The 16734-nt window shown below is 37.8% G+C and carries 12 protein-coding genes, 1 other RNA gene and 1 pseudogene; 2 read left to right on the plus strand and 12 right to left on the minus strand.

From position 1 onward, the window contains the following. Positions 1 to 173: 173 nt before the first annotated feature. The 7 genes and pseudogenes from CD001_RS17445 to CD001_RS17480 form a co-directional block, all read right to left on the minus strand. Positions 174 to 1078: pseudogene (locus CD001_RS17445) on the minus strand (transposase). A gap of 314 nt (positions 1079 to 1392) precedes the next feature. Then, complete coding sequence (gene parC, locus CD001_RS17455; RefSeq protein WP_096188893.1) at positions 1393 to 3903, minus strand: DNA topoisomerase IV subunit A; 2511 nt, start codon at positions 3901 to 3903, stop codon at positions 1393 to 1395. Positions 3904 to 3906: 3 nt separating this feature from the next. Beyond that, positions 3907 to 5883 carry a DNA topoisomerase IV subunit B gene (gene parE, locus CD001_RS17460; RefSeq protein WP_096188894.1) on the minus strand — a complete coding sequence of 659 codons (1977 nt, stop codon included), beginning with the start codon at positions 5881 to 5883 and terminating at the stop codon, positions 3907 to 3909. Between the two features lie 647 nt (positions 5884 to 6530). Next, a complete protein-coding gene (locus tag CD001_RS17465; RefSeq protein WP_096188895.1) occupies positions 6531 to 6941 on the minus strand; it encodes a CoA-binding protein in 411 nt (136 codons plus the stop codon). A 95-nt stretch (positions 6942 to 7036) separates the two neighbouring features. Continuing rightward, on the minus strand, positions 7037 to 7459 hold the full coding sequence (locus CD001_RS17470) for a universal stress protein (RefSeq protein WP_096188896.1): 423 nt from the start codon (positions 7457 to 7459) through the stop codon (positions 7037 to 7039). 113 nt (positions 7460 to 7572) lie between these two features. Continuing rightward, entirely contained in the window at positions 7573 to 9123 is a 1551-nt protein-coding gene (locus tag CD001_RS17475; protein ID WP_096188897.1) for an ABC transporter permease/substrate-binding protein, read from the minus strand. Next, positions 9124 to 10182 (minus strand): ABC transporter ATP-binding protein, encoded by a 1059-nt coding sequence (locus CD001_RS17480; protein WP_096188898.1) that lies wholly within the window; start codon positions 10180 to 10182, stop codon positions 9124 to 9126. It lies immediately after the preceding gene. Positions 10183 to 10497: 315 nt separating this feature from the next. On the opposite strand from CD001_RS17480, the gene CD001_RS26520 reads away from it, so the two are divergent. After that, positions 10498 to 10674 carry a hypothetical protein gene (locus tag CD001_RS26520; protein WP_179298802.1) on the plus strand — a complete coding sequence of 59 codons (177 nt, stop codon included), beginning with the start codon at positions 10498 to 10500 and terminating at the stop codon, positions 10672 to 10674. 224 nt (positions 10675 to 10898) lie between these two features. On the opposite strand, the gene CD001_RS17485 is transcribed toward CD001_RS26520, so the two are convergent. After that, positions 10899 to 12407, minus strand: coding sequence for a carboxypeptidase M32 (locus CD001_RS17485; protein WP_096188899.1), 1509 nt, complete (start codon positions 12405 to 12407; stop codon positions 10899 to 10901). A gap of 166 nt (positions 12408 to 12573) precedes the next feature. Here CD001_RS17485 and CD001_RS17490 point away from each other — a divergent pair, with 166 nt between their 5' ends. Further along, positions 12574 to 12876, plus strand: a complete 303-nt coding sequence (locus CD001_RS17490) for an iron-sulfur cluster biosynthesis family protein (RefSeq protein ID WP_096188900.1) — start codon at positions 12574 to 12576, stop codon at positions 12874 to 12876. 30 nt (positions 12877 to 12906) lie between these two features. Here CD001_RS17490 and moaA read toward each other — a convergent pair whose 3' ends face one another. The 4 genes from moaA to rnpB form a co-directional block, all read right to left on the minus strand. Continuing rightward, positions 12907 to 13926 carry a GTP 3',8-cyclase MoaA gene (gene moaA, locus CD001_RS17495; protein ID WP_096188901.1) on the minus strand — a complete coding sequence of 340 codons (1020 nt, stop codon included), beginning with the start codon at positions 13924 to 13926 and terminating at the stop codon, positions 12907 to 12909. A gap of 102 nt (positions 13927 to 14028) precedes the next feature. Beyond that, complete coding sequence (locus CD001_RS17500) at positions 14029 to 14271, minus strand: DUF2564 family protein (RefSeq protein WP_096188902.1); 243 nt, start codon at positions 14269 to 14271, stop codon at positions 14029 to 14031. A gap of 721 nt (positions 14272 to 14992) precedes the next feature. Next, entirely contained in the window at positions 14993 to 16135 is a 1143-nt protein-coding gene (locus tag CD001_RS17505; protein ID WP_096188903.1) for a THUMP domain-containing class I SAM-dependent RNA methyltransferase, read from the minus strand. Positions 16136 to 16337: 202 nt separating this feature from the next. After that, positions 16338 to 16731: RNase P RNA component class B (rnpB, locus tag CD001_RS17510), an RNA gene on the minus strand. Positions 16732 to 16734: the final 3 nt, after the last annotated feature.

Genomic DNA, 16734 nt, shown 5'->3' on the forward strand with positions numbered 1-16734 from the left:
CATAAGATACTAATTTAAACATAGAAAATAGTCAACTATTTTTTTCAAGTTTTCCTATACTCAAAAAAGAGGCTGGGACAAATCTAGTTAAGAAGTAATTGGTAAAAGGTTCCGATCATCAAAATAAGATGATCGGAACCTTTTTAGTTGTATTTTCGTCATCTCTTGTCCCATTAACTGCTCATGGCGGTGTACTTTCTCAAGTTCACCGCCATGAATGCAAAACCTAATTCATTTTTTACCTTCTCTTTCCTCTCACTGACATACGAGTGAAACCCAAATTAGCCTTCAAAAATCCGAAGACAGGCTCCACATCAATCTTACGTTTACCGTAGATCTCGCCAGTTTTCTCATCCGAAAGCTTTTGTCTGATATATTCCTTTTGCTGTTCCCATTTTTCAATATTGTATTTTTCGGTTATGGCCTTCTTTCGCTTTAGTGCATTGAGAACGGAACGGGCAACCTGAACAATCCTCACCACTTTTATCTTTCCGATTCGATAGGTAACGGAACAGCAACTTTTGCCCGTTTGGGCATGTAAAAGAATCTGTTTCCTCGTCATATTCCCAATTGGCCGAGTTGAAATTGTTATTTTTATACCTCTTTTTCTTCTCCTTACGGTACAGGGATGCACTCCCGATTCATTCGCCTCGATCTTCGTTCCGTCAAGAAAGATAGCTTCTTCCTCTATCAATTTTTCTTTCACAAGTTGACAGCGAAACTGGACGAAGCACTGCCGTAATAATTCCTTTACTTCTTCATGAACACGGAATCGATTGATGGTACGATAACTCGGTTCATATCCTTGAGCCAGCCACATCATACGATTACTATCTTTGAGTAATGCCTCAATTTTTCTTCCTGAGAAAACAGATTGTGTGTAAGCACATAAAATCACTTTCATCATCATTCTTGGATGGTAAGCTAGGTTGCCCGTTTCACGCAAAAAACTGGCGAAGGCTTCATCAGGTATCTGTTCCACAAGATCATTTACAGTGTAGGCAATATCCTTTTCCTGAAGCTTTACTTCTAAATCTAACGGCAAAATAACTTGATCCATGTTATAATATTTAAACATAAGGACACCCCCGGTTTAGTTATTGTGTGGTTACTTTAATTTTATCTGAAGGTGTCCTTTTTGTTTCAAAAAATTAGTTGATTGTAGCGAAAGGGGCGAGACGCCTTCGGGAAAAGCATTCGGCGAAGATCCCGCAGGGCGGTTTTCCCGAGGAAGCTGAGGCAATGCCCGAGGCAAGCGAGCATCCTGTAGCGAAAATCAACGACAAAGTTCAGCAGAGTATAAAAATAAAGAGAGGCACTCCACCCAAACATTGGGATGAGCGCCTCTCTATTTTTAATTTACTGGGTTTTGTCCAGCCTCTTTAGACTTATTTAAAATAAAGATGTCTGATTTGACGGGTCACTGCCATCATCATCTATATCTATATCGTCATTTTCTTTGGAATTCGATGGTGATTGAACGACACCTCGTTCAACCCAAGCATCGACAATGACTCCCTTATCGGTAACATCATAAAGAAACGAGCCATTCGTATATCGGTCATTAAACCGTACATCTCTTACTGTAATTGATTCCATTTCACCATTTTCTGGCTGTACTTTAATTCGATCATCTGAAATAACTGCGAAAAGTTTTACGACACGATGCGGCTGTCGTTTAAGCTCTTTTAACATGAGTAATCCACGTTTTGCTCGGCTTGTTTTTTCGAATACATTTAATTTCATTTTCTTATAAGCAGCTCTTTGGGTAATTAACAACAATCCTGGTTGTTCGTCTTCCTTGATAGACTGACAAGCCACAACAAAATCTTCCTTTTTCAAGTTAATTGCTTTCACTCCAGCTGTACGCTGTCCAGTAATACTCACTTCATCTTCTGAATACCAAAGGCCATACCCTAATTGTGTAGCAAAAAATAAATCTTGTTTTCCGTCCGTCAACATGACTTGAATGACTTCATCATTCTGTTTTAATTTTACAGCCATCAATGAACGGGAGTGTCGCTGAGCCTTATAATCAGACAAAATCGATCGCTTGATCATCCCGTTTTTCGTAGCAAATACTAAATATTGATCATCTTTAAATTCTTTTATAGGGATGACATCAATGACAGTGTCCTCTTGATCCATTGAGACGATGTTAGCTACATGCTGACCATTATCCTTCCACCGTCCTTCGGGTAGATGATGAACTGGCAGATACAAATAAGATCCGCCTTTCGTAAACAGTAATAATGTGTCAGTCGTATTCATTTCAACCGACTTTAGCAACCTGTCTGTCTCTTTCATGCCGGGAGGCTCTCCGTTTGAAGCTGTGTACGAGCGAATACTTGAACGTTTAACATACCCGTCTTTTGTCACGGAAACCATGACATCTTCAGAAGGTACGACAACTTCCAAGTTAATCTTTAGATCTTCTATCTCTGCTTCAATATTCGTTCTTCGTTCGTCTGCAAATTTCTTCTTAATCGCACGTAATTCTTTTTTAATGACATTTATTAACTTTTCTTCACTTGCAAGTATACTTTCGAATAATTCTATTTGCTTTGATAGTTCTTCTGATTCTTGTTGAAGAGTTGTAACATCTGTATTTGTAAGGCGATATAGCTGCAAATTAACAATTGCTTCAGATTGCGCCTCAGTAAAGCCGAATTTCTCTTGAATTCGCTCTTTTGCATCCCGTTTATCTTTCGATGCCCGGATCGTATCAATAACTTCATCTAACACAGAAATGGCTTTAATTAACCCTTCAACAATATGAGCACGTTCTTTTGCTTTATTCAAGTCGTATGATGTTCTTCTCGTTACAACTTCCTTCTGATGTTGGATATAAGAATGAAGCATCTGCTTAAGGCCGAGAAGTTTCGGGGTTTTATTAAAAATTGCAACCATATTAAAATTATATGATATTTGCAGATCTGTATTTTTGTATAAATAGTTTAAGACACCTTTTGCATCTGCATCTTTCTTTAACTCAATTACAACTCTCAATCCCGTACGATCCGTATCATCACGTACTTCAGCTATACCGTCAACTTTTTTATCAATACGCAGCTCGTCCATTTTTTTAACAAGGTTTGCTTTGTTAATCTCAAATGGAATTTCAGTTATGATAATTTGCTGTTTTCCTCCGCGAATGTCTTCAATATCTGCTTTTCCTCGTACAACAATTTTCCCTTTGCCGGTTTCATAAGCTTTTTTCAGCCCTTCAATTCCTTGAATTGTGCCCCCAGTCGGGAAGTCAGGACCTTTAATATACTTTATTAATGTATCGATATCACAATTCGGATGTTCCATTTGATGAATCGCAGCATCTATGACTTCACTCAAGTTATGAGGCGGGATATCTGTTGCATACCCACTGGAAATCCCAGTTGACCCGTTCACTAGCAAGTTTGGAAAACGTGAAGGAAGCACAACAGGTTCTTCTTGAGAATCATCAAAGTTTGGCATAAAGTCAACGGTTTCTTTTTCAATATCTGACAGCATTTCTTGAGATATCGCCGATAAACGTGCCTCGGTATAACGCATCGCTGCCGGTGGATCTCCATCAATCGACCCGTTATTTCCGTGCATCTCAACGAGCATATGTCTCATTTTCCAGTCTTGACTTTGCCTGATCATCGCATCATAAACAGACGTATCTCCGTGCGGGTGATAGTTACCAATCACGTTACCGACTGTTTTAGCAGATTTTCGAAAAGGTTTATCAGCCGTGTTCCGATCCATATGCATCGCATATAAAATCCTTCTCTGAACAGGCTTTAACCCGTCACGTGCATCAGGTAATGCACGATCTTGAATTATATATTTACTGTAACGTCCAAACCTGTCTCCAATCACTTCTTCAAGAGGCAGGTCTAAATAACGATCTTTCTCTTGCAAGGATTACTCCTCCTCTGTGACAAGTAAATTATCATTGTCTAGTATATTTGTTTCTTCGTCTAAACCGAACGCAACATGTGATTCGATCCACTTTCTGCGTGGTTCTACTTTATCTCCCATTAACGTAGATACGTGGCGTTCTGCTCTGGCGATATCGTCGATTCGAACACGGACTAACGTTCTTGTTTCAGGATTCATCGTCGTTTCCCAAAGTTGTGTTGCATCCATTTCTCCAAGACCTTTATAGCGTTGCAATGTATAACCTTTACCTACTTTATCAATCGCACCTTTTAGTCCGTCTTCGTCCCATGCATATTCAATTTTTTCTTTTTTGCCTGCTCCTTTACTCACTTTGTAAAGAGGTGGCAGCGCGATATACACTTTTCCAGCTTCTATAAGTGGACGCATATATCTGTAAAAAAACGTTAGCAACAAGACTTGTATATGAGCTCCATCCGTATCAGCATCGGTCATAATAATAATCTTGTCATAATTAATATTTTCAATATCAAAATCAGCTCCGACATCACCGCCAATTGCATAAATAATCGTCCTGATTTCTTCATTCTTCATAATATCTGCAAGCTTTGCTTTCTCTGTATTTATAACCTTTCCACGAAGTGGTAAGACAGCTTGGAATTTACGATCGCGCCCTTGTTTGGCAGAGCCCCCCGCAGAATCACCCTCAACTAAATACAACTCATTTTTACTCGCGTTCTTTGATTGCGCTGGTGTAAGCTTCCCACTAAGCATCGCATCTTTTCGTTTATTTTTCTTTCCGCTACGAGCATCTTCACGCGCTTTTCTTGCTGCTTCACGAGCTTGTGAAGCTTTAATTGCTTTACGAATAAGTGTGTTACTGAAATCAGGGTTTTCTTCTAAAAAGTAAGTAAGCTTCTCAGCTACGACATTGTCTACTGCAGCCCGTGCTTCATGAGTACCAAGTTTCCCTTTCGTTTGTCCTTCAAATTGCAGCTTCTCTTCAGGAACACGAACCGAAATAATCGCAGTAAATCCTTCTCGTATATCATTACCGTCTAAGTTTTTATCACGTTCTTTTAAAAGCTGCAATTTGCGAGCATGTTCGTTCACGATTCTCGTGACAGCTGATTTTGCACCTAGTTCGTGAGTTCCACCATCTTTTGTTCGGACGTTATTGACGAATGAGAGAACATTTTCTGTGTAAGCGTCATTATATTGAAAAGCAAAGTCCACTTCAATTCCTTCATGTTCTCCTTGAAAAGAAATAACCGGATGAAGTGTTTCTTTATCTTCATTTAAAAAATCTACAAAGGCTTCGATTCCAGTTTCAAAGTAAAACGTTTCACCGGTCGTCTCTTTATTTGGGCGATCATCAATTAGCTGGATTTCGATTCCTTTTAATAAGAAAGCCGATTCACGTAAACGTTCTGCTAACGTATCGTACTGATATGTTGTTGTACTAAAGATTGACGGGTCCGGTTTGAAGTGTACAGTCGTCCCCGTTTTTCTAGTAGTTCCGATTTTTTCTAATGTCGTAACAGGTTTACCACCTTTTTCAAAGCGTTGTTTATATATATTTCCATCACGGTGAATGGTCACTTCCAGCCATTCTGAAAGTGCGTTTACGACGGACGCTCCAACACCATGAAGACCGCCGCTCGTCTTATAACCGCCTTGACCAAATTTTCCTCCGGCATGTAACACGGTTAAAATGACCTCCGGAGTAGGTCGGCCTGTTTGGTGCATGCCTGTCGGATAGCCTCGCCCTTCATCCTGCACACTAATACTTTCATCTTTATGTATTTTTACAGTAATTTTATTTCCATAGCCCGCTAATGCTTCATCTACGGAGTTATCAACAATTTCAAAAACGAGATGATGTAGCCCTCGGTGATCAGTACTACCGATATACATCCCCGGTCTTTTTCGAACTGCATCAAGACCTTCCAGAACTTGAATAGCATCATCATTATATTCAAATGTAGATTTTGTCGGCAATGATTATTTCTCCTTTCTAATTCGTACTCATGAAATTATACATGGTTATCCTAACGTTTTTTCGAGGACACCCTTTCTTTTAAAAGATAAGAAAGTATAAAATTTCAATCTCTCGATTGCTATCTAGACTAGCAGACACGAGCGTTTCCTACACGAGCTTTCACACGGATGTGGTGACTCCGGCGTCCCCGCAGGACGCGGGGGTTTTAGCCGAAGATCTGATCTAGCGATTTGCCTCGACGGACAGGACGTCCTAATGCCCGTCATGCCACAGGACGTGGCATATTGCCCGGTTGACGGATATAACCACAGAGCAATGCCTCAACTTTCTAGGTACCACTCTGTGTGTATATGTTTACCAAATATCCCCTGATCTTGTGAATCTACTCTATAAGCTAATATATAACATACCACAACTACAGCACTGTTTCGATAAATAACGTTGAAAAAACTTCAATCTGTGTACATAAGGCACATATTAATGTATAAAAAGAAGGTAAAGTTTGTCAATTATTGTTATGATTTTAAACAAGTACGACCTTTTATTTGGACCTCATAAATGATAAAGACACTTCTCAATGAAGTGCCTTCATAGACTATCATGATCTGTCATTACCATACTAATAAAAACAATGTCTTAAAAATCACTATTTCACTAATAATGCATGATCGACTTTAATACAACGATCCATGATGACTGTAAACCCTGACTGCTCTGCTATATTATACGCTTCTTCATTATATAAGCCAAGTTGTGCCCAAAATACGTCTGCATCAATACCTTGTGCATCTTTTGCGACTTCAGGTAAATACTCGCTTCTTCTAAAAATGTTAATAATATCAATATGTCCATCAATATCTTTTAACGAGGCGACAGACTTTACTCCTAACACTTCATCAACATTCGGATTTACCGGAATAATCTCGTATCCTGCTTGTTGAAGAGCTTCCGCAATTTGATAAGATGTTCTAGCTTCATTATCAGACAAACCTACGATCGCAATTCGTTTTGCATTTTCCAGTATACATTTAATTTGTTCTTGAGTTGGATTATCCATTTTTTTAACTCCTTTTCACATTAAACAGTTATATTGCGTGTTCTAAAAGAACTTTTTTAACATTATCTTATAGGGACTTATGATAGTATAAACGATTATTTCACAATCATAACAGGAACTTTCACACGTTTTGCTACTTTATGACTGACACTTCCTAATACCATTACTTGAAACTGGTTTAAACCTCTGCTCCCGATAACGACTAGATCGTAATTCCCTTCATTAGCTTCACGAACGATTGTTGGACCTGGTTCCCCTAATAAATGCTTCACTTTAAAAAAAATTCCAGCATTTATTAATTTCTGTTCGATTAATTCTACTCTTTTCTTACTTTGTTCCGGTACTGCACGAGGAGGAATTTCTTCATCGAACATACGTGAACTTGAGGGGAGTTCATCAATGACATGAATGAGTGTAATCATTGATTTTTCAACTTTTTCAGCAATAAATATCGCCTTATCTGCAGCACGTTGGGAATGACTTGAACCGTCAGCCGCTAATAAAATCTTTTCGAACATATCAATCCCTCCTCTAAGGGGTAACTTTTTTCATCCCCTAGAACTTTTGCAGTCGTTAATGAAAAAAAGAGGTGATGTGTCACCCCTATTTCCTTTTCCCTATTTTATTCGATTTATTCACTTATTAATCCTTCTTTTTCTAAATAGTCCCTTGCAACAATATATGCATCATCGTCGTCATAATCAACTCTGTAATTCATCTCTTGCATTTCACGTTCTGAGATTTTACCAGACAATTTATTTAGAATTTCTTCAATCTCAGGGTGCTCTTCTAGAACTTCTTCTCTAAACAATGGGGCGCCATTATAAGGCGGAAAGAAATTTAGATCATCCTGTAATACGACTAGATTATATTCAATCATATATGCATCTGTTGAGTACGCATCGATAACTTGGACATCTCCAGAGACTAAAGCTCCTGAACGCAAACCAGCATCCATTGTTTGGACATTCGCAAGATCTAAGTCATATAATTGTTGAACACCTAAATAGCCGTCCATACGGTCAGAGAACTCATGAGTAAAACCAGCAGTAAGTTCGTCTTCAACTTCGGTTAAATCTGAAATTGTTTCTAATTGATGTTCTTCAGCAACTTCCTCTGTAACAGCTAAAGCATACGTGTTTTGATAGCCAAACGGTTCTAGAAAAACAAGATTATATTCGTCGTACATTCCATCTCTAGCATGAGCAAAAGCTTCCATTGGATCATTACTCTCAATATCTTCTTCTAATAAATTCGCAATCGCTGTTCCAGTAAACTCGAAGTACCCATCCAAATCCCCATTGAGTAATGCTTGGAAAACGATGTCTGTATTCCCTAATCGAGGTTCAATTTCGACCGAGATATCAGATTCATTTTCAATTAACAGTTTGTACATGTTAATAATAATTTCTGGTTCTGCACCGAGCTTTCCTCCAATAACGATCATCTCTTCATGATGGTCTCCAGACGAAAAAGTAATATCTCGCAACACTGGACTTAAAACAACAAGGACTGCTACTGATACAACGATGATAAATGGTTTAATTGTTCGGCCAGCAGACTTTTTTTCAGTAAACCTTAATACTGCATCAAAGAAAAGTGCGAGTAATGCTGCTGGAATCGCACCTAACAAAATATAATAACTGTTATTTCTTTGTATCCCTAACATGATCAGGTCGCCTAAGCCACCTGCACCGATTAAGGCAGCTAAAGTTGCAGTTCCGACAATTAAAACCATAGACGTACGAATACCAGCCATAATCATCGGCATTGCAAGCGGGAGTTGAATTTTATTCAGTTGTTTAAATGTACCCATACCCATACCTCTAGAGGCTTCCATTAGTGATGGATCTACTTCATTAATACCTGTATATGTATTTCGTAAAATAGGCAATAATCCGTATGCAGTTAAAGCGACGATCGCAGGAGCTGTCCCAATGCCAAGCAAAGGAATCATAAAGCCTAACAAAGCTAAACTTGGTATCGTTTGTAAAACAGCAGATGTTCCTATTACAGATTCGGCAAATCGTTTTTGTTTTGATAAGTAAATACCTAATGGAACAGCAATAAATACTGCTAGAAGCAAAGAAATTAATGACATATGTATGTGTTCCCATGAAGCCTGAACCAATAAGTCGTTACGCTGCAGAAGCAAGTTCCAAAATGTTTGTATTTGTCCCATTTAGACAAGCCTCCCATCATGAAGTTCCCCTTCTAAATAAAAGGTAATATCCTTTAAGGAAACCGTTCCTGTCAACTTATCATTTCTTGTAACGGGCAAAACGACCATATCAGTCTTCTTAAACGCACGTATTGCGTCTCTTAATGTACTATCCTCATGTAAAGTTTGTTCAAAATCGGTGTTTATCACTCCTTCATTGTACAAACCAACAAAAGCTCCGCTAGAATCTGCTACAAATTTTTGATCGTTAGGTGAAACGGATGATAAACCTTCTTCACTCACAACCCAGTGTGATTCTTCAAGAAGAAGATGTTTTAGTTTTACATGTAAGGGATCCTTTCTGTCTCCTAAAAATTCATTTACAAATTCATCTTTTGGTTCATGTAACAACTGTTCAGGAGTATCGATTTGAACAATTCCGCCCTCTTTCATGACACAAATTGTATCTCCTAATGCTAAGGCTTCATCCATATCGTGTGTGACAAATAGGATCGTTTTTTTTATTTCTTTTTGAAGCTGTCTTATATCTTTTTGTAATTGTTCACGACTTATAGGGTCTAACGCACTAAATGGTTCATCCATTAAAATAATATCAGGATCACCTGCCAACGCGCGGATTACACCGACACGCTGCTGTTGGCCACCTGATAACTCATTTGGTTTTTTTGTCCGATATGTATCCAGGTCCAGCCCAACCATCGACATTAATTCATCAACACGTTGACGAATATTTGCTTTAGGCCATTTTTTTAACTCAGGAACAACCGCAATGTTTTCTTCAATCGTCATATGTGGAAAAAGGGCAATTTGCTGAAGTACATAGCCTATATTCCAACGAAGTTTTTTTATATCCATTTCTTGAATGTTTTCGCCGTTAATTTTTATAGAACCTTCAGTAGGGTCAATAAGCCTGTTGACCATTTTCATTGTTGTCGTTTTTCCACAACCGCTCGGTCCAATTAAAACAAAGAAGTCTCCTTCCTTCACTGTAAAGTCAATTCCTTTAATTGCTTCAGTGCCGTCTGGAAACGTTTTCTTCACTCCTGTAAAGTTGATCATGATTACGACTCCTTTCAAGTGCACCTATCCATGTAAAAATGAGTGAAAAAATGTTAATCTATATTCTTGTAGTGCGTGTTCAAAAAGGGTGACAAAAAAAGCGAGTATATCAAGGCCACTAAGTTTTGAGTCGCGGAACGTATGGTGTTATAACGTGAGTAACGGAGATACGAGACAACTTAGAGATACGAAAGCAATTTTTCCCGGACTTTTTGAACATCCTCTTGTAAAAAATAATATCATCTTTTTATATCACATTGAATACAATACTAAACTCTTTTTATGAAGAGACAACCTTTTATTCGGAGGTAGGAAATGTTAAAAAAACGTTCATTTATCATTGTATTAGCGATCGTTTATTTAATTTCTGGTATTGGTAACCTTGTTGGTTTATTACTAGGGTTCATGCCTATTGTCTATTTATCACTTCCTGTTTTTATCGCTGGTACAATTGGATTATTTTATTTAAATATGTCCTATAAAAAAACTTGATATTATTGCATTTTTAAATAAATGATTGTTAGTCTTTTCTCTTACTGATTTTTTTGTGCTTTTCCTTAGCTTTTTTGAGTATAATTTGATATTCAATTACGGTACGTGAAATATTACTTTGGAATTTCATGACTTCACCTCTTAGTTAAAATGAAAAAACAAAAAACACATGAGTTTTCAATATGAGAACACATGTGTTTTTCGTATATTCATAATCTTTATGATTAAAGATGATAAACAGCGTGATATTTATCTCGTAAATAATTAATTAAGTAAGAGGCGTTGATCTCTTCTCCAGTTGTATCCTTTAATATCTCTAATGGCTCTTTGCTCTTTCCATATTGATGAACGTGCTTAGTGAGCCATTCTTTAATTGGAGATAGATTACCTTGACGTAGCAATTCATCAAAGTTTTCGATATCTTTATCCATTGCGTTTTTAAGCTGTGCAGCATAAACATATCCGAGAGCATAGGATGGGAAGTATCCGAATAATCCACCAGACCAATGTACATCTTGTAATACACCTTCTCCATCATGTGATGGTCGGATACCAAGAAGCTCTTCCATTTTATTATTCCATGCTTCTGGTAAGTCTTTTACTTCTAGTTCTCCATTTATTAGTGCTTTCTCTAATTCATACCTTAAAATAATATGCAAAGAATACGTCATCTCGTCCGCTTCAATACGAATTAGCGACGGACCAGCTACATTAATCCCGCGATAATACGTTTCAAGGTCGATATTATCAAACTGTCCAGGAGCAGACTCCTTTAATAGATCATAATATTTTTCCCAGAATGCTTTATTTCTTCCTACGAAGTTTTCCCAAAATAGTGACTGTGATTCATGGATTCCCATCGATGTACCTCTGCATAAAGGTGTTCCAACAAATTTCGTATCAATATTTTGCTCATAAAGCGCGTGTCCGCCTTCGTGAATCGTACCAAATACCGCTGTTCTAAAATCATTTTCATCATACTTTGTTGTCACACGAACATCACCAGGATTTAAGCTGATAGCAAATGGGTGCACGGTTGTATCTAATCGTCCTGCTTCAAAATCATAATTCATCGCTTTTAATATTTCTTTATTTAATGCTTCCTGGTTTTTCTCCGAGAAAGGCTTGAATAAAAAGTCAGTCTCTGGCTTATTTGTTGCTTCGGTCACGACCTTTACTAAAGGAACAATCCCCTCTTTCAACTGACCAAATACTCTGTCAATCGTTTCTACAGTTAAGCCTGGTTCATAATCATCTAATAACGCATTGTATTTATTCCCTTCGTAACCGACCCACTCAACATATTTCCGATTATAATCGACAATTTTTTCCAAGTAATCTTGAAAAGAAGCAAAATCTCCTTTCCCTTTCGATTGTTCCCATGCTGCTTCAGCATTTGCTGTTAACACAACATAATCTTGATATTCTTTTTCGGGAATATTTTCAAATTTCTTTAGGCGCTTCTCACACTCTAATACAGATGCTTTCGTAACATCTTCTAATTCATTCCACGTATTTGCCTCTTTAAGATTCTTTATGTACTGCTTCATTTGCTCTGAAGTCGACATGCGGAAAACTTCAGAAGACAGCGTACCAAGTACTTCTGACCTCTGCGGTACCCCTTTTCTCGGAGCTCCTGTTCGAAGATCCCATGCTGCTAACCCAGCAGCTTCTTGAAAGTCCATCATTTTCTTTACATAGCTTTTAAACTGCTCGACTGATTCTTTTCCCAAAATAGTTCCTCCTCATATATTTAGTTTTACTCCTTTTATAATCATAACCTAAATTGATTTATATTTCAGTATATTTAACTTTGTGTTTGTAGTTTGTATAACGCTTCTTCATAGCCTATAATAGAATTTTGATGTTGTTTCACATTCATAATGAGGAGGAAACCAAATGGATTTAACGGTCACACAATCAGCCATAAATTTTTATAAACATGAAATGCAATTGCAAAAAGGTGATTTCTTAACTTTGTTTGTCAGAGTTGGGGGAGTTGGATCTGGTGGATTTTCTGCGGGCGTTTATCAAGGCAAGCCTGATAACGAATATAAACAACAAATCATTCATGGCATTTCCTTCTGTGTAAGTGAAGATGATGAGTGGTATTTCGATGGGATGGTTATCGATTATAATTCAGATAAACAAGAGATGACTTTTACGAATCACAAAATAGAAGATGTCACAAATCCTAATTAAAACCGGGCGTCAAACATACGCCCGGTTTTATTATCCTCCTATATGACTCATTTCAATTTTTTTAAATTCTTGACTTTCCGTATGCTTAAGACGCTCTTCAGAATAACGATCATCTCTTTTTTCCCAAATCGATTGAATGTAAGAAACGAGTTGCTCTTCGGTCGCACCGGAGCGTAATATATGACGAAGATCATGACCATCTGATGCAAATAAGCAAGTGACTAGTTTTCCATCAGCAGATAGTCTTGCTCTTGAGCATGTTGAACAAAATGCATCTGTAACAGATGAAATGATACCAATTTCATGGTCTGATCCTTTATATTTAAAGCGATCGGCAACTTCCCCAGTATAGTTCGGATCAACAGGTTCAAGAGGCATTTCTGCATGGATCATATTAAATATTTCTTTTTTGCTAATGACATGATCTAACTTCCAGCCATTCGTATTGCCTACATCCATGTATTCAATGAAACGTAAAATTGCTTTCGTTTCTTTAAAGTGACGAGCCATCGGTAAAATATCATCATCATTCATCCCGCGTTTTACGACCATATTAACTTTCACTTGCATCCCGTGTTCTAAAGCGTCGTCAATCCCTGCTAACACTTGACTAACACCAATATCCCGACCATTAATATAACGGAATTTTTCGTCGTTTAAAGAGTCTAAACTAATCGTAACTCGATGGAGACCTGCTTCCTTTAGCTCAGCTGCATAACGGGGCAATAGTGACCCGTTTGTCGTCATCGCGATGTCGTCGATGCCATCGATTTCATTTAGTTGTTTCATTAATAAAGGCAAGTCTTTACGCATTAATGGCTCTCCTCCTGTAATACGTAATTTCTTTACCCCGGCTATTTTCACAAACAATCTAGACAAATACGCTATTTCTTCAAAAGATAATATCTCCTTTTTAGGAAGAAATTGATAATCTTTATCAAAAATTTCAGGTGGCATACAATAGCGACAGCGAAAATTACAACGATCCGTCACTGATATTCTTAAATCCCTCAAAGGTCTGCCAAGGCGATCTTTTAATATTGATTTCATGACCTTCCCCCCTTAACACCTTTATTATACTTGTTCCAATAAAGCAGTTAAAGAGGGGTTTTAAGTTTTATATGTTTTCAAAGGCAAATTTGTACTACTTCATTATCGTTTTGCTTCTTCAACTTGGTTTTCAAGTTGTTCAATTAGCGTTGATGAGTAATCTACAAATTGATGATCAAGATCATATTTTTTTGCCATTTCTAATTGGTTCTTTGCATCATCAAGGGCTTTAGTAGCTGTTTGCAGTTGATCTGGGTCCATACTCATTGTCGCACTTCCAACCATTTTTTGAGCTGCTTTAATAGCCATTTCTATTTGCTGAATATTATTAAAAGGCTCTGACATTTTCATCTTCCTCTCTTTAAAAAGATCTTTTACATATAGTTTCCAAAAACATGTCATTCATACTATTTAATTAAGTATCCGCCCGTAAAACGGGCAGTTTTAATTTCGCCCTATAAGGGCACTTTACCACCCGAGTCCCTTAAGGGACCTTATTTAAGTTGGTCCGTGTCATTAATTTTTCGAGGATATCCCTTTTCATAATCATATAGAATTCGTAATCGCTATAGGCGGACGCTTTCACTCCAAAGCACAAGTGCGACATCTACTCGTGCTGCACTTCGTTTGCATTCGTAGTGTCTTCTTTGCTGCGGGCAATGCTTCAACTTCCTAGATGTCACACTGTGTGCACCTAGGGGATTTTCGACGATTGCTTTTCCCGCCTGAGTCACCGCCTGGCGCTCTTAATGATGGCATTTAACATCCGATTAGCATACATAGAAAAAACGAGTTGGGGGAAGTTGTATCTCATTAAAGGGCTTTTGTTATCAAAGAAACTTATGTTCATTTCGTATCCATCATTTAAGAAAATAAATGTTCAGGAGTCGGATGAGTATTTGGACTACAAAACGAAAAGTTTGTGAGATGAAAGGTTTGTAGCATTTGCAGTGGAAGTCTCAATCATTATACCTTTATCAGAATAAAAGACTCTTTAAACAGCCAAATAAAAAAAAGACTGGCTCAAGCAAATTTTTTACGCTTACGAGACAGTCTTCAATATAAATTATTTATTTAACTTTGGAGGCCGCTTCCCCCAATACTGATAGTAATCAGTCCTGATGTTTCCATTATACAGCTTTCTTTTTTTCGTTGCTTTTTGTCCGTACACTTTTTCAAAATGAGGGTACGAAGTAATGATGTATACTGACCATGTGTTGAGTGGTTTAAATGTCATCCCCATCTGGCGGTATAAATTTTCCACATACGCTCGTTCATTCATCCGTTCACCATAAGGAGGGTTTCCAACGATCACTCCATATTCCTCATTTGTTCGAAAATCTTTTACTTGCATTTGCTTAAATTGGATTAAATCAGGAAATCCGGCTTCGATTGCATTGTTCTTTGCTAGTTCAATCATTTTATGATCGTTATCAGAACCTACAATATTAAGAGGTTGATCATACTTTGCTAAATCTTCTGCTTCTTCCAATGCACGGTCGATCCATCCTTGTTCATACCAATCCCACTGTTCAAAAGCAAAGTCACGATTAATTCCAGGAGCAATATTTTGCCCTATCATCGCCGCTTCAATTGCCAAAGTACCTGATCCGCAAAATGGGTCATAAAATGGCCGGTCAGGATGCCAATTCGTTAATTTAATCATTGCTGCAGCTAACGTCTCTTTTAAAGGAGCTTCATTATGTAAATAACGATACCCTCGTTTATGAAGGCCTGTTCCACTTGCATCAATCGTTAATGTCGCTTTGTCTTTTAATAATGCAACCTCGATACGGTGCAGCGGTCCTTGCTCTTCAAACCAGTCAATATGGTAACTTTGCTTTAAGCTTTCGACAACAGCTTTTTTTACGATAGCCTGGCAGTCAGAAATACTGAATAACTTTGACTTGACGGAACGGCCGATTACAGGAAATTCTGCATCTTTTGTAATGTATTCAGACCAAGGTAACGCTTTCGTCTTTTCAAACAATTCTTCAAATGTTTCGGCATGGAACTCTCCAATAATCACCTTTATGCGATCAGCAGTACGTAGCCATAAGTTTGCACGTGCTATTCCGACAGAATCTGTTTCAAAAATAACTTTCCCATTTTCAACTTGTACATTTTCATAGCCTAGCTCACGAACTTCATTTGCAACAATCGCCTCTAACCCCATTGCTGCAGTTGCAATTAATTTAACTGTTTTCACTTTTTCACCTACTTTAATTCAAATGCTTACACATATCATCTTTTTATTATAAACCAGTGATACATTCCGTTATGAAAATGAATCTTTAAAGAAAGCTCGGCAATATGCCGAGCTTAATATACAGATTATAAATGATGAACTATTTTATGTAAAAGAAAACTCCACGAATTAGTCGAGGAGCTTTGTTACGACACCAAGTGTGTTTTATAAGCCATGTTCTGTGCTTTCGTACTGCAAACGGGCAGTCATCCCTCGTACGAAAGTGATAATCATCTATCTACAGACAACTCCTCATTGTCTGTCCCTCATTCTGTTCAATTCCTTCCTGAGGGTGCCCCTACCAAATTTTGGGTTTCTCACTCGTGGGGTTTACCTCGTTCCACTCTGATCATTTCTAATCAGACTTCGTCACTGTGGCACTTTCAAGGTATATATACCATATTCATAGGAACTTAGGTATATTCCCTGCCGTTAGTTCAGTCATAACCGAACTACCCTAGCTTATGACTTCGCTAGGCACGAACACTACAGTCATCGCAGACTGTGTGAGCATGGACTTTCCTCTACACGAAAACGTGCAGCGATTATCCAAACACAAA

This window comes from Evansella halocellulosilytica (assembly GCF_002335745.1).
Taxonomy (GTDB): Bacteria; Bacillota; Bacilli; order Bacillales; family Salisediminibacteriaceae; genus Bacillus_CA; species Bacillus_CA halocellulosilytica.

Bases quoted from the DNA above. Each gene is read 5' to 3' on its own strand.
- CD001_RS17475 (WP_096188897.1), bottom strand. From the start codon at position 9,123: ATGGGACAAATACAAACATTTTGGAACTTGCTTCTGCAGCGTAACGAC.
- CD001_RS17465 (WP_096188895.1), bottom strand. From the start codon at position 6,941: ATGGATAATCCAACTCAAGAACAAATTAAATGTATACTGGAAAATGCA.
- CD001_RS17470 (WP_096188896.1), bottom strand. From the start codon at position 7,459: ATGTTCGAAAAGATTTTATTAGCGGCTGACGGTTCAAGTCATTCCCAA.
- CD001_RS17480 (WP_096188898.1), bottom strand. From the start codon at position 10,182: ATGATCAACTTTACAGGAGTGAAGAAAACGTTTCCAGACGGCACTGAA.
- CD001_RS17500 (WP_096188902.1), bottom strand. From the start codon at position 14,271: ATGTCAGAGCCTTTTAATAATATTCAGCAAATAGAAATGGCTATTAAA.
- CD001_RS26520 (WP_179298802.1), top strand. From the start codon at position 10,498: ATGTTAAAAAAACGTTCATTTATCATTGTATTAGCGATCGTTTATTTA.
- moaA (WP_096188901.1), bottom strand. From the start codon at position 13,926: ATGAAATCAATATTAAAAGATCGCCTTGGCAGACCTTTGAGGGATTTA.
- CD001_RS17490 (WP_096188900.1), top strand. From the start codon at position 12,574: ATGGATTTAACGGTCACACAATCAGCCATAAATTTTTATAAACATGAA.